Source organism: Halomarina ordinaria, assembly GCF_030553305.1.
Taxonomy (GTDB): domain Archaea; phylum Halobacteriota; class Halobacteria; order Halobacteriales; family Haloarculaceae; genus Halomarina; species Halomarina ordinaria.
The window spans coordinates 519611-532541 of the sequence record NZ_JARRAH010000001.1 but is presented as its reverse complement, the minus strand read 5'-3'; the positions used below and the strand labels follow the sequence as shown (position 1 = coordinate 532541).

The 12931-nt window shown below is 69.4% G+C and carries 17 protein-coding genes; 11 read left to right on the top strand and 6 right to left on the bottom strand.

Annotation, left to right across the window (positions count from 1 at the left end; translation table 11 throughout):
* Both gvpO and gvpA read right to left on the bottom strand, forming a co-directional pair.
* Complete coding sequence (gene gvpO, locus P1Y20_RS02865; protein WP_304447147.1) at positions 1–483, bottom strand: gas vesicle protein GvpO, halophile-type; 483 nt, start codon at positions 481–483, stop codon at positions 1–3.
* 26 nt (positions 484–509) lie between these two features.
* A complete protein-coding gene (gene gvpA / locus P1Y20_RS02860; RefSeq protein ID WP_304447146.1) occupies positions 510–788 on the bottom strand; it encodes a gas vesicle protein GvpA in 279 nt (92 codons plus the stop codon).
* Positions 789–959: 171 nt separating this feature from the next.
* Here gvpA and P1Y20_RS02855 point away from each other — a divergent pair, with 171 nt between their 5' ends.
* The 7 genes from P1Y20_RS02855 to gvpM are packed head-to-tail and all read left to right on the top strand — an operon-like array spanning position 960 to position 4588.
* Entirely contained in the window at positions 960–1592 is a 633-nt protein-coding gene (locus P1Y20_RS02855) for a GvpL/GvpF family gas vesicle protein (RefSeq protein ID WP_368662157.1), read from the top strand.
* Entirely contained in the window at positions 1592–1843 is a 252-nt protein-coding gene (gvpG, locus tag P1Y20_RS02850) for a gas vesicle protein GvpG (protein WP_304447144.1), read from the top strand. The genes P1Y20_RS02855 and gvpG overlap by 1 nt, the downstream gene beginning before the upstream one ends.
* A 2-nt stretch (positions 1844–1845) precedes the next feature.
* Positions 1846–2685, top strand: a complete 840-nt coding sequence (locus P1Y20_RS02845; protein ID WP_304447143.1) for a hypothetical protein — start codon at positions 1846–1848, stop codon at positions 2683–2685.
* Positions 2678–3175, top strand: a complete 498-nt coding sequence (gvpJ, locus tag P1Y20_RS02840) for a gas vesicle protein GvpJ (protein WP_304447142.1) — start codon at positions 2678–2680, stop codon at positions 3173–3175. The genes P1Y20_RS02845 and gvpJ overlap by 8 nt, the downstream gene beginning before the upstream one ends.
* Complete coding sequence (gene gvpK / locus P1Y20_RS02835; RefSeq protein ID WP_304447141.1) at positions 3162–3476, top strand: gas vesicle protein GvpK; 315 nt, start codon at positions 3162–3164, stop codon at positions 3474–3476. The genes gvpJ and gvpK overlap by 14 nt, the downstream gene beginning before the upstream one ends.
* Complete coding sequence (gvpL, locus tag P1Y20_RS02830) at positions 3469–4326, top strand: gas vesicle protein GvpL (RefSeq protein ID WP_304447140.1); 858 nt, start codon at positions 3469–3471, stop codon at positions 4324–4326. The genes gvpK and gvpL overlap by 8 nt, the downstream gene beginning before the upstream one ends.
* Positions 4313–4588, top strand: coding sequence for a gas vesicle protein GvpM (gvpM, locus tag P1Y20_RS02825; RefSeq protein ID WP_304447139.1), 276 nt, complete (start codon positions 4313–4315; stop codon positions 4586–4588). Before gvpL ends, gvpM begins: the two co-directional genes overlap by 14 nt.
* 11 nt (positions 4589–4599) lie before the next feature.
* On the opposite strand, the gene P1Y20_RS02820 is transcribed toward gvpM, so the two are convergent.
* The gene (locus tag P1Y20_RS02820) at positions 4600–4731 is read right to left on the bottom strand and encodes a hypothetical protein (RefSeq protein ID WP_304447138.1); all 132 of its coding nucleotides are present in this window, start codon (positions 4729–4731) and stop codon (positions 4600–4602) included.
* Between the two features lie 369 nt (positions 4732–5100).
* Here P1Y20_RS02820 and P1Y20_RS02815 point away from each other — a divergent pair, with 369 nt between their 5' ends.
* From P1Y20_RS02815 to P1Y20_RS02805, 3 genes are all read left to right on the top strand, one after another.
* A complete protein-coding gene (locus P1Y20_RS02815; protein ID WP_304447137.1) occupies positions 5101–5289 on the top strand; it encodes a 30S ribosomal protein S17e in 189 nt (62 codons plus the stop codon).
* Positions 5290–5424: 135 nt separating this feature from the next.
* Positions 5425–6462 (top strand): aspartate-semialdehyde dehydrogenase, encoded by a 1038-nt coding sequence (gene asd, locus P1Y20_RS02810; protein WP_304447136.1) that lies wholly within the window; start codon positions 5425–5427, stop codon positions 6460–6462.
* A gap of 60 nt (positions 6463–6522) precedes the next feature.
* Entirely contained in the window at positions 6523–6894 is a 372-nt protein-coding gene (locus P1Y20_RS02805) for a VOC family protein (protein ID WP_304447135.1), read from the top strand.
* Here P1Y20_RS02805 and P1Y20_RS02800 read toward each other — a convergent pair whose 3' ends face one another.
* The gene (locus tag P1Y20_RS02800) at positions 6895–7077 is read right to left on the bottom strand and encodes a hypothetical protein (protein WP_304447134.1); all 183 of its coding nucleotides are present in this window, start codon (positions 7075–7077) and stop codon (positions 6895–6897) included.
* A gap of 85 nt (positions 7078–7162) precedes the next feature.
* Positions 7163–10282 (bottom strand): FAD-binding and (Fe-S)-binding domain-containing protein, encoded by a 3120-nt coding sequence (locus tag P1Y20_RS02795; protein ID WP_304447133.1) that lies wholly within the window; start codon positions 10280–10282, stop codon positions 7163–7165.
* 144 nt (positions 10283–10426) lie between these two features.
* Here P1Y20_RS02795 and P1Y20_RS02790 point away from each other — a divergent pair, with 144 nt between their 5' ends.
* Positions 10427–11197, top strand: a complete 771-nt coding sequence (locus P1Y20_RS02790; RefSeq protein ID WP_304447132.1) for a helix-turn-helix transcriptional regulator — start codon at positions 10427–10429, stop codon at positions 11195–11197.
* A 169-nt stretch (positions 11198–11366) separates the two neighbouring features.
* Here P1Y20_RS02790 and P1Y20_RS02785 read toward each other — a convergent pair whose 3' ends face one another.
* Positions 11367–12887, bottom strand: a complete 1521-nt coding sequence (locus tag P1Y20_RS02785; protein WP_304447131.1) for an amidase — start codon at positions 12885–12887, stop codon at positions 11367–11369.
* Positions 12888–12931: the final 44 nt, after the last annotated feature.

The following is a 12931-nucleotide window of genomic DNA, read 5'->3' as shown; positions in this document are numbered from 1 at the left end:
TTAGAACTCCTCGTCGTCGGTGTCGCCGCGGCGGAAGCGCCGCACGCGACGGTAGCCCGTGACGGTGCCGTCGCCGTCGAGGTCGACGTGGTACTCCCCGAGGATGTCCGAGGAGTCCGGGACGGCCCGGCGCTCGATGACCTCGACGCTCGCGCGCCAGCCGTCGCCGTCTCCGGGCTGTTCGACCGCGGAGACGCCGTCGAGCGGCCGCCCGATGAGGTCGGGGGCCACCTCGATGACCGACTCGCGGACCTCGAGGATGCTGGCGGCGGCGCTCTCGCCGTCCGACTCGTCCTCGTCGCTCTCGGCGTTCTCGCCGCTCGATTCCTCGTCGTCCGTGTCGGCCTCGCTCACTGTTGGGTCCTCCTCGTCGTGCTGGTAGCAGAACCCGTCCTCTCGGGCGGGGCGCTCACAGCGGCTTCCGTCGCCCGTCAGTGCTCGACACTGACCGGCGCCGTCGTCGGTCGATTCTGCCTCGCTCATTGGTCAATAAGGGGTGTCAGTCGGGGTTACGACGAGCCGGCCGGTTCGACCAGCGGGGTCGTCGAGCGGTCGAGGTCCTGCAGGTCCTCTAGCTCGCCGGACTGACTCGCTATCTCTATCTTCGACATCTCCCTCGCGTAGTGGAGGAACGTGTCGACGGACGCGACGACGACGCGCGCCTCGACGGTGAGGATCTCGATACCGATGATGGAGACCCGCGCCCAGATGTCGATGACGACACCTTTGTCGAGGATACGGTCGAGCACGTCTGCCAGACTAGATGTACCCGGTCGTTGGCTGGACATCGTGTAGTCCCCACTCCACTGCGCTACTTATCCTTTCTGCCCCCAGAGTTAAGACGCAATAGCGAGTGAGAGACCCCACATGAGTCGCTACTTTCTCTCTCGGTCGTGGTCCCCGCCCCGCTCGCCTACCGTCCCACGCGTACGCGCCGGGGGGCGCAGGGGTCGACGGCGATGAGCGACGCCCACCTCTACGTCTACGGCGTCACCCACGAGACCGACCTCGAACGGAGCGTCGAGGGGGTCGACGGCGGCGAGCGCCTCTACACGGTCGACTACGGCCCGCTCTCGGCGGTGGTGACCGACGTCGACGACCTCGAACCCGAGGAGACCGACGAGAACACGCGCGCGCACGACGACGTCATCCGCGACGTCATCACCGGCGAGGACCCGCTCACGCTCGTCCCGATGCGCTTCGGGATGGTGTTCAAGAACGGCCGGACGCTGAAGAGCGTCCTGCGCGAGGCGCGCCCGGCGTTCACGCGCGCGCTCCGCGACCTCGACGGCACCGTCGAACTGGGGGTGAAGTGCATCGTCCCGGAGGACTCGACGGTCGACCGGGAAGCGCTCGCCGAGGACGCCTCCGAGCGCCTGTCGGCGGTGAGCGAGGGGGAGGTCGACAACGGCCTGTTCAGCGACCGCCTCGCGTTCAACCGCTCGTACCTCGTCGAGCGCGCCGACCGCGAGGCGTTCGACATCGCGGTGGAGGAACTGGAGGCCGACTACGACGAGGAGGTGACGGTCCAGTACACCGGTCCGTACGCGCCGTACAACTTCGTCGACATCGAGATCGGGGCCCAGCGCTGATGTTCATCCTCGACGACCTCCTGTTGCGCCCGCTGGTCGCCATCGGGAACGTCCTCCACTCGATGGCCATCGAGGAGCTGTACGACGTCGGGGCACTCCGCGACGAACTGAAGGAGAACCGGCTGCTGTTCGAACTGGGGGAGCTCTCCCGCGAGGAGTACGAACTGCGCCAGGACGACGTCCGCGACCGTATCGCGCTCGCGGAGGAGGCGCGCGAACACCTGAGCGGCCGGGTCGAGGTGAAACGCTGACCATGTCTCAAGAATCCACACAGACCGAACCGTCCGTGACCGCCCTCGTCGAACGCGCGCGCGACGACCTCGCCGACCTCGTCTCCCTCGCGCTGGGGGACGGGGCCGTCGAGGACGCCGTCGACGCCGTCGACGACCTGCTCGCGGTCGCCCGCGAGGCCGAAGAGCTACTGGAGACCGTCGACGTCGACGACGCCGCGGCGTCGGCCGAGCCGTCGGAACTCCCGGAGGTGATCGACGTGGGGGAACTCGCGACCGGTGACCTCGACGACGGGGTCGCCCTCTCGCGACTCCACCGCCTCGTCGACCTCGGCGAACTCTGGTCGAGCGTCGACGTGCGGGAGTTCTGGCGCAACAAGCAGGAACTGGAGGCGGCGCTCGCCGAGGTCGGCCTGGTCGACGAGGAGAGCGAGGACGAGGGCGACGACGGCGGCGGGTTCGGCCTCGACACGGGCGACGTCGGGTTCGGCGGCGGGGACGGTGGCGGGAGCGATGGCGACGGTGACGACGACCGCATCCCCGTCGAGGCCATCCAGGCGGGCGTCCAGCAGCAGTTGGCCGAGTCGCTGTCGGAGTTCCGCGAGGTGGCGCTCGACGCGCGCGACGAACTGGAGGCGGCGACCGAGAAGGCCCAGGAGAGAATGCCCGAGCACCAGCAGTCGTCCTCGCGCAACCCGACGGCCGTCTCGCTGGTCCCGTCGGCGCGCCGGGACGCGGGGCTCGCGGGACGCGCCTCGACGGTCCCCCGCGAGACGCGCCACTCGGAGGCACCGAACACCGAACGACTGGTCGGACGCCGCCTCCGCCAGCGAAGCGAGGACGAGGGTGAGGACGATGGCTGAACCCGAACGCTACGACGCCGACGGGTCGGTACGCCCCCGGAGCGACAGCCTCGCGGACGTCGTCGAGATGCTCCTCGACAAGGGGGTCGTCATCAACGCCGACATCGTCGTCAGCATCGGCGAGACGGAACTGCTCGGCATTCGCCTCCGGGCGGCGCTGGCCTCGTTCGAGACGGCCGCCGAGTACGGCCTCGAGTTCCCCGAGGGGACCGACCTGCGCCGGGTCGAACACGCCTCCGGACGGGAGAGCCTGGAGGACATCGAGTCCGAGAAACCCATCGACATGTCCGCGCCGGTCGAGGAACTGGGGGAGACGGCCGCCGGGGGAGCGACCGGCGGCGAGGGCGACGCTTCCGACGAGGGCGACGCCTCCGGCGAGACGGACGATGGGGACGAGACGGACACGGACGGGTCCGACGCGACCGACGCCGAGACGGGTGGTGAGACGAACGGCGACGGGGACACCGAGGGGGGAGATGACGAGAATTGACGTCGACGGCGACCGGGCGAGCGACGGGCTGCTCTCGCTGGTCATCGCCGTCGTGGAGGTGGTCGTCGAGGCGCTCGAACGCGAGGCGGTTCGCCGGATGGAGTCGGGGGCGCTCTCCGACGAGGAGATAGAGCGCCTCGGCACGCAACTGGCCGCGCTGGAGGAGGAACTGGAGCACCTGAAGACCAGTCAGGACCTGGAGCAACCGGTCGACGACCTCCGGCGCGACCTCGACGGCCTCGTCGGCGACTTCCTCGACCGCGTCGACGACGGCGGCTGGGAGGCGGTCGGCGATGAGTGAGGAGGGGCGGTACCTCTACTGTGCGGTGGCCGTCCCCGACGGCCCCGCCCGCCGGACCCTCGACGTGGAGGGCATCGACGGCGACCCGGTCTCGCTCCTCGCGGACGACGGCGTCGGCGTCGTCGTCCACGAGCGCGCCGAACAGTACGACTCCGAGGACGCCGTCGCCGTCCAGCGCTGGCTGCTCGCCCACCAGCGCGTCATCGACGCCGTCGGCCAGGAGTTCGGGACGCCGCTGCCCTTCCGGTTCGACACCCTGCTCGCGGGCGACGACGACGACGTCTTCGCGTGGCTGGCCGACGAGCGCGAGACGCTGGCCGAACACCTCGCGGACCTCGCCGACCACTGGGAGTACCGCATCGAGGTGCGCCGTGACCCGGAGGCGTTCGAGGCGGCCATCGTCGAGGCGGACCCGGAGCTCGCAGCCCTCCACGAGCGCGTGGAGTCGGCCGGCGGCGGGACGGCCCACCTCCTGGAGAAGCAGTACGAGGGGAAACTCCGCGAGGCGAAGCGGGCCCACGGCGACGACCGGACCGAAGAACTCCTCGACCGCGTCCGGCCGCACGCGCGGGAGGTGCGGGCGCTCTCGCGACGACCCCAGACCGGCGGGCTGGTCGAGCGCGAGAGCGACGCCGTGACGCTCGCGCGCCTCGCGATGCTCGCCACCGAGGACGGCGCGTCCGCGGCGGGCGAGGAACTCGACGAGGTGGCCGCCGACCCCGGCGTCGAGGTGCGCTACACCGGCCCGTGGCCGCCGTACACCTTCGCGCCGGCCATCGGCGAGGAGGGTGAGGAGGGCGAGGAGTCGGAGGGCGACACCGAACGGGGGGACCCGGATGGAGCCGCGTAGGGACACCGACGACGCCCTCGTCGACCTCGTGGACGTCCTCCTTCGCGACGGGGCGGTCCTGCAGGCGGACGTCATCATCAGCGTGGCGGACGTGCCGCTGCTGGGAGTGAAGCTCCGGGCGGCCCTCGCCGGTATCGAGACGATGGCCGAGTACGGGATGTTCGTCGAGTGGGACGAGCGTATCCGCGAGCGTGCGCTCGCGGACGGTGAGGACGCCACGGCGCTCGAAGGCGAGCGAAACGGGGAGGGTCGCCGCTCCTGAGGTGGGGCCCGTCAGTCGACGCTCGCGTCCGGGGCGTCGTCCGGCAGTGGCCGGCAACTCGGGCAGGTCGGGTCGTGTCCGTGGTGGCTGGCGTCGACGAAGCGGCCGGGGAGTTGCACCCCGCAGCGATTACACGTCTCCATAGTCGCTTTGGTGTCGCCATTCTATACTGTACACAGATAAATACATTCCCCCGGATGCCACAATCGTGCTGTGCGTTCGCGCGTCTCGGCGAGGCCCACCACATCTTAATAAATTATTTACATCCTCGCTCCATAGCCCCTGCTAGTGGCACCACGTCACCGGAATCGTGCCTCTGACAGCTCGAACACAGGTGGGGACCGCCGAATGAGCTCCTGCGTGATTCTCCATCGACACCGGTGACCGGGTGCCGCTTCTCAGACGCCCCGAGCGGCGGCACTCCCGCGGTGCGTTCGCCTCCGACGGCGTGCGTCCGTACCTCGACGACTCGAAGACGAATCCTTTTAGCCGCGGCGTCGGCAGGATAGGGTATGGCCATCAAACCCGCCTACGTCAAGAACACGGGGAACGTGCTGCTCGAGAAGTACTCGGACGCGTTCAACGCGGACTTCGAGCGAAACAAGGACCTCGTGACGGAGTTCACCAACATCGAGTCCAAGGAGGTCCGCAACCGCATCGCGGGCTACATCACCCGCAAGAAGGGCGGCACGGTCGAGTAACACACTTCTGACGTCGCGGCGTCGCGCGAGTTCCCGGACGGAGAGCCGCGCGAATCGCCCGGTAGGGGGGTTCCGACAGGGGAGGCGCTTGCGTCGACCACAACCGTTTTCGTTCGCTCGAACGGAGCCTCGGTAATGAGTGTCAACGTAGGCGTCCTCGGCGCGACCGGCGCCGTCGGTCAACGACTCATCCAGTTGCTCGACCCCCATCCCGACTTCGACCTGGTGTCGCTCACCGCGAGCGACGACAGCGCGGGCAGGTCCTACCGGGAGGCGGCGAAGTGGCGCGTCGACACGCCCATCCCCTCGGACGTCGCGGAGATGACGGTGACGCGCACCGCGGCCGACGCCGTCCCCGACGACGTCGACCTGCTGTTCTCCTCGCTCCCCTCCAGCGTGGGCGAGCGCGTCGAACCCGAGTTCTGCGAGGCGGGCTACGTCGTCTCCTCGAACTCCTCGAACGACCGGACCGCGGACGACGTCCCGCTCACCATCCCCGAGGTGAACGCCGACCACATCGACCTGCTCGAGGTCCAGCGCGACTCGCGAGGGTGGGACGGCGCGCTCGTGAAGAACCCCAACTGCTCGACCATCACCATGGTCCCGACGCTCGCGGCGCTCGACCGCGCGTTCGGCCTCGACACCGTCCACGTCGCGACCCTCCAGGCCGTCTCCGGGGCGGGCTACGACGGCGTCACGTCGATGGAGATACTCGACAACGCCATCCCCCACATCGGCGGCGAGGAGCAGAAGATGGAGAGCGAGGCGCGGAAGCTCCTCGGGTCGTTCGACGGCGCGGAGGTACAGTGGCACGGCGCGGCCGTCGCCGCCTCCTGCAACCGCATCCCGACGCTCGACGGCCACCTGGAGAACGTCTGGGCCGAGACGGACGAGGAGGTCACGACCGAGGACGCGGCCGACGCGATGCGTGACTACCCCAGTCTCGACCTCCACTCCTCACCCGACCCGCTCATCCACGTCTTCGAGGAGCCGGACCGCCCACAGCCCCGTCTCGACCGCATGCGCGGCGACGGCATGGCCGTCACCGCCGGGGGCTTCCGCGAGACGGAGGGCGGCGTCCAGTACAACTGCCTCGCGCACAACACCATCCGCGGCGCGGCCGGCGCGTCGGTACTCAACGGCGAACTCCTGCTCAACGAGGGCTGGCTGTAGGGGAACGTAAGAACCGCCGGGAGGCGGTCTTTTAACCTCTCGCCCTGCACGGGTGTGCGTATGGACCTCATCCACGTCAGGCTGCACGTCGCCGACGCAGACGAGAGCGCGGACTGGTACGTCGAACAGCTCGGCTTCGAGCGCTCCTGGGAGTTCACGACCGAGGACGGGAGCGCCCGGCACGTCTACGTCGCCGACGGCAACGGCTTCGAGCTCCAGCTCACCGACGCGGAGGGCGAGGACGTCGTCGCGGAGGCCGACCAGTTCGACCACGTCGCCCTCGGCGTCGACGACGTGGACGCCGCCTTCGAGGAGATAGAGAACCACGGCGTCGTGAAGGAACCCGGCGACCAGCCCGAGGCGGGCGCGCGCACGGCGTTCCTGAACGACCCCGACGGGCACGTCGTCGAACTGGTCCAGCCCCTCGAGTAACTAGCGCTCCAGTTCTTCGACTCGCCGCTCCAGAGAGCGCACGCGGTCGGACTCGCTCGCCCACTTCGCCCCCACGCCGGCGCCGACGACGATACCCGCCACCGCGCCGGCCGCGCCGTACGTCGCACCGACGTTCCCCACGAGGAACGTGAGTGCGACGACCACGAGGTCCTTGTAGTCCATCACTCGACAGTACGTGACTGTTGGCAAGAACGTTCGGGGTGGGCGTTCGAACCGCGGCGATGCCGTGCGTCGAAACCGGTCCCGTCTACCGGAACCGGCCGACCAGCGAGCCGAACAGCCCCGCGATAGCGCGGGCGGGCGACTGCCTGTCGACGTCGGCGCGCGCGCCGTCCCACGGCCGTTCGCCGACGGCGTCGGCCACCCGCTCGATGGGGTGGGGCGGCATCGCCGCACCGGGGCGGTCGCCGAGTTGCGACCGGCAGGAGGCACCGGGGGCGGTGACCTCGTCGCCGGGGCTCGTCTCGACCTGTCGGAAGAGGATGCGGCCGATGGCCTGCGAGATGTCGTAGTGTTCGGCCTCGTAGCCGAAACTGCCCGCCATCCCACAGCACCCGGAGTCGAGGGGGTCGACCTCGTAGCCCGCTCTCCGGAGGACGCCCACCGCGTGGTGGTCCTTGTTCATCGCCTTCTGGTTGCAGTGGCCGTGGTAGGTGAGCGAGTCACCGACGTCGCCGAACTCGATGGCCTCGTCGAGGCGGTAGGTGTCGAGGAACTCGAGGACGCCGTAGGCGCTCGCGGCCACCTCGCGCACCGCCTCGCCCGTCAGCAGGTCGAGGTACTCGTCCTGGAACATGACGGCGTCGGACGGTTCGACGAAGACGACCTCCCAGCCGTCGCGGACCTTCGGTGCGAGCGCGTCGACGTTGTGACGGGCGCGCTCGCGCGCCAGGTCGAGGAACCCCTTCGAGTAGGGCGGCCGACCGCTGTCGCCGACGCCCTGGGCGAGTTCGACGTGACAGCCCGCCGCTTCCAGCACTCTGACCGCGGCCTTCCCCGGTTCGGGGTAGCTGTAGTTGGTGTAGGTGTCCGGGAACAGCAGCACCTTCTGCGTCGCCTCCTCCTGGGGAACCTGCGCCCCGCCGCGGGCCTCGAACCAGTCACGGAGCGTGGTGCGCGTGAAGTGGGGGAGTTCGCGGTCGGCGGCGATACCGAGCGTGCGCTCCATCGCCTCGCGGGCGTAGGGGAGGTGGGGCGCGACGTTCGAGAGGGGGGCGAGCGCGCTCCCGACGCGCGAGAGGCGGTCGATGTCGGCGAACAGGCGCTCGCGGAGGCCGGCACCTTCGCGCTCGTGGTACTGGTGTTTCGTCTCGGCCTTCAGCTTCGCCAGGTCAACCCCCGTCGGGCAGTCGCTCATGCAGCCCTTGCAGCCGACGCAGAGGTCGAGCACCTCCGACTGGAAGCGCTCGGAGTACATCTCCTCCTCCGAGAGTTCGCCGCTGATGGCCGCCCGGAGCATGTTCGCCCGACCGCGCGTGGTCTGGATTTCCTCCTGTGAGGCGCGGTAGGTCGGACACATCGTGTCCGTCGTCGTCTGCCGGCAGGTACCACAGCCGTTACACAGTTCGACGAGTTCCGAGAAGCTCCCCTCCTCGGAGAAGTCCATCGCGGTCTGCGGGGAGATGGACTGGTAGGTGGCGCCGTAGCGGAGGTTCTCGCGCATGTCGGCGCCCACGCCGCGCTCGCCCGAGGGGCCGACGTCGTCGGGTCCGTCACGGTAGACGACGTTGCCCGGGTGGAGCAGCCAGTCGGGGTCGAAGGCGGTCTTCAGCTCCTTGAACGCCGTCCAGAGCTGGTCGCCGTACATCTTCGGGTTGAACTCGGTGCGAGCCATCCCGTCGCCGTGCTCGCCGGAGAACGCGCCGTGGTGCTTGAGCACGAGGTCGGTGACGTCCTCGGTGATGGAGTGCATCGCCTCGATGCCGCCCTCCTGTTTGAGGTTGAGGATGGGCCGGATGTGGAGCGTCCCGCTGCCGGCGTGGGCGAAGTAGGCCGCCGAGGTGTCGTGGTCGTCGAGCACCTGCTCGAACTCCATGACGTACTCCGCGAGTTCCTCGGGCGGGACCGTCGCGTCCTCGATGAACGGGTAGGGCTTCGGGTCACCGTCGAGGCTCATCAGGAGCGGAATCGCCGCCTTCCGGAGCTTCCAGAGCTTCCCCTGGTCCTCCTCGGTGTAGGCCTCGATGACGTCGAAGGCCTTCCCCGAGTGGACGAAGTGGGCGTTCGTCTCGGCGATGGCCTCCTCGAAGTCGTCGTGGAGTTCGTCGTCGAACTCGAGCATGAGTGCGGCGGCCGTCCCCTCCGGGATGGGTTCGGCGTACTGCGCGAACTCCTGGGACTCCCGCGCGAGGCGGAACACCTCGTCGTCCATCAGTTCGACCGCGCCGGCGTCGAACTCCAGGGCCTCCGGGACGGCCTCCATCGCGTCGACGAGGTTCTCGAAGCAGTAGAGCGCGAGCGCCGTCTCGCCGGGGAGGGTGACGAGGCTCACCGTCGCCTCGACGATGACGCCGAGCGTCCCCTCGGCGCCGACGAACAGCTTCGAGAGGTTGATGACCTCCTCGCCGTCGTCGTTCTCGTAGATGACCTTGTGGAGGTTGTACCCCGACACCGAGCGCTTGAGCGTCGGGTAGCGCTCCTCGATCTCCGCTTCGTTCTCCTCGACCAGTCGCCGCGCCTCGCGGTAGATGTGGGCTTCGAGGTCGTCCTGTGCGAGGATGTCGTCCCACTCGTCGCTGTCGAGGACGACCTCGCGGGTGTGTATCTGCGAGCCGTCCGCGAGGACGACCTCCAGTTCCTCGGTGTAGGCGTCGGTGATGCCGTAGCGGACCGAGTGCGCGCCCGTGGAGTTGTTCCCGATGCCGCCGCCGACGGTCGCCCGGTTCGAGGAGGCGGGGTCGGGGGCGAACTTCAGACCGTGGGGGGCGAGTTCGTCGTCGAGGTGGTCCTGGGGGACGCCCGGCTGGACCCGCGCCAGCTGGCCGTCGGGGTCGATGTCGACGACGTTGTCCATGTGACGCGAGCAGTCGAGGACGACGCAGCCGGGGCCGACCGCCTGCCCGGCGAGCGACGACCCGGCACCGCGCGGCATCACGGGGACCCCGTGGTCGGTGGCGGTCTGGACCGCCGCCCGGACGTCGGCGGCGTGTTTCGGGTAGACGACGCCCGCCGGTCTGGCCTGGTAGATGCTTCCGTCGGTCGCGTAGAGAATCTGTGCGTACTCGTCGAAGGCGACGCCACCGTCGAGCGCCCCCCTGAGGTCCCGTGCGAGTTCCCGATACTCCGCGACGTCCGAGTGCTCGAAACCGAGAGACGAGACGGAGGTATCGAGATCGCTTGGGTCGTAATATCTGTCCTCGACAGCCATGCGTTGCAGTACGACGGCTGCGGGTTAAACCTGTGGTGGCTGGTAACTATACGGACTATCCCAACCCATAATACGACGACCGGGTGCGACCGTCGCGCCCGGCAGTCGCAAGCGTGATACGTGACCGCACCACAGCACGTGCCGATGAGCGTACGCGAGCACGTGGAGTTCCTCGCCGGGTCGGAACACCGGGTGGCGGTGCTGGAGACGCTTCGCGACCGACCCTCGCGGCCGTGCGAGCTGGAGACGGCCCTCGACGCCTCCCGGGCGACCGTCCAGCGGGCGCTCACGGGGCTCACGGACCGGGGATGGATTCACAAGGAGCGCGGTACCTACCGGCTGACGGCCGCCGGCGCGCTCGTGTTGCGGGCGTACGACGACCTTCTGGACCTCGTCGCCGCCGTCGACGACGCCGGCGAGACGCTCGCGCTGCTCGACGCCGCGAGCGTCGACGTCCCTCCGGAGGCCGTCCGGACAGTGACGGTGACCCGCGCCACCGCCAAGACGCCCCACGCCCCCATCGAGCGCTACGCCCGCCTCCTGGCCGAGACGGAGTTCGACTCGTTTCGTGGCGTCAGTCCCGTCGTCAGCCCCGTGTTCGACGAGGTCCACCGACCGCTGGTCGAGGGGGGCTGTCCCATCGAACTCGTCGTCGACGAGGAGACGTTCCGCGCCGCGAACCGACAGCGCGACGACGCCCCGCTCCCGGAGGACGCCCCGTTCACGCTGTACGTCCACCCGGACCCCATCGACGTCGGACTCTCGCTGTTCGGCGACCGTGCCGTCGTCGGCGCCTACGACGACCACGGCCGCTTCCGGGCGTCGCTCGACGGGACGGACGAGGCGTTCGTCGAGTGGTGTTCGACCCTCTTCGCGCGCCACCGCGACGCCGCACGCCCCGTCGAAATCGCCTGACGGTGCACGATGTCTCACTCGGTGAGACACCCGACAGGGGATGCGTATAAACCGTTCTGTTCCCCATGTACACCCGCGTCCACACCACAGGTCCCCGCACTTTCGGCCCCCTGCGATGCGGACGCCGCTCCGACTCCTCCCGGTCGGAGTCCTCCCCGCTTCTTCCCGACTAGGACACCGACCGTTCGAAGGCGTCGCCCGCACGGAGCACCGTCGCGTCGTCGAAGCGCTCGCCGACGAACATCAGCCCGACCGGGAGGCCGTCGCTCGTCCCCGCCGGGACGGAGATGGCCGGGTGGCCGGTGACGTCGAACGGGGCCGTGTTCGCGAGCATGTTCAGCGCCCGCTCGATGGCCTCGACGCGGGTGAGGTCCTCGCGCACCTCGTGGGCGGTCTGGGGCGTCGTCGGCATCGCCAGCACGTCCACGTCCGCGAGTTCGGCGTCGTAGTCGTCGGCCAGCGACCGCCGGAGGTTCTGGGCCTTCGCGTAGTAGTGACCGCGGTAGCGGTCCGAGAGGTACTCGCCGAGGAGGAGCGTCAGTTTCACCGTGGTGAGGTAGTCGTCGGCCTGCGCGCGCCGCGCGCGGCCGAAGGCGTCGGCGAACGCCGTGTCGTAGTAGCCGAGACCGTAGCGTCCCACGCCGTCGTCACGCACGAGCGCCGCCGTCTCCTCCATCACGATGGCGTTCCAGATGGGGAGGCCGTCGAGGTGCATCGGAATCGACACCTCCTCGACGGTCGCACCTGCGGCCTCGAAGGCGTCGAGCGCCTCCCGCACCGTCTCGTCGACGCCCGGTTCGCTCTCCTCGTGACCGAACCCCTCGGTGACGACGCCGACGGTGACCTCCTCCGCCCGGCCGTCGAGCGCCTCCTCGTAGTCCTCGACCGCGACGTCCCGTTTCTGTCTCGGGTCGAGCGGGTCCGGGCCAGCGACGACGTCGAGGACGCGCGCGCAGTCCTCGGTCGTGCGGCACATCGGCCCCGTGTGGTCGAAGGAGTGGCCGAGGCCGACGATGCCCGTGTAGGGGACGAGCCCGTGCGTCGGCTTGTGGCCGACGCCGCCGCTCCACGACGCGGGGATGCGCACCGACCCACCCTGGTCGCCGCCGATGGCGACGTCCACCTCGCCGGAGACGACGGCCGCGATGGAGCCGCTGGAGGAGCCGCCGGCGATGTGGTCCTCGCTCTGCGGGTTGAGCACGGGACCGGTCGCCGAGAGTTCGCCGCTCCCCGAGAACGCCATGTCCTCCATGTTCGTCTTCCCGGTGATGGTGGCGCCGGCGCCGAGCAGGCGCGTCACGATGGTCGCGTCCGTTCGCGGAACGTACCCCTCGAAGAGCTTCGACCCGCAGGTCATCTCGACGCCCGCGACGGCGATGTTGTCCTTCAGGCCGACGGTGAGTCCCGCGAGCGGGCCGTCGTCGGCACCCCGTACCTCGCACTTCGTGACGAAGGCGTTGAGGGGGTCCTCCTCGCGGTCCGGCCGGTAGCCCGGGTCGCGGTCGGTGAACTCGACGGTCGGCGTCGGTTCGACCAGTTCGTCCAGTCGCTCGTAGCCGCCCAGCGTCCCCTCGATGACCGCGAGGAAGTCCTCCACCTCGTCGTCGGTGAGGCTCATGTGGTGGCGGTCGGCCATCTCGTGGAGGTCCTCGGGCGTCGGCGCTCGCACGTTCGGTGGCGTATATGGCATGTCGTCACAAGCCAGGGACGAACGCGACAAAACCGTATCTCAAG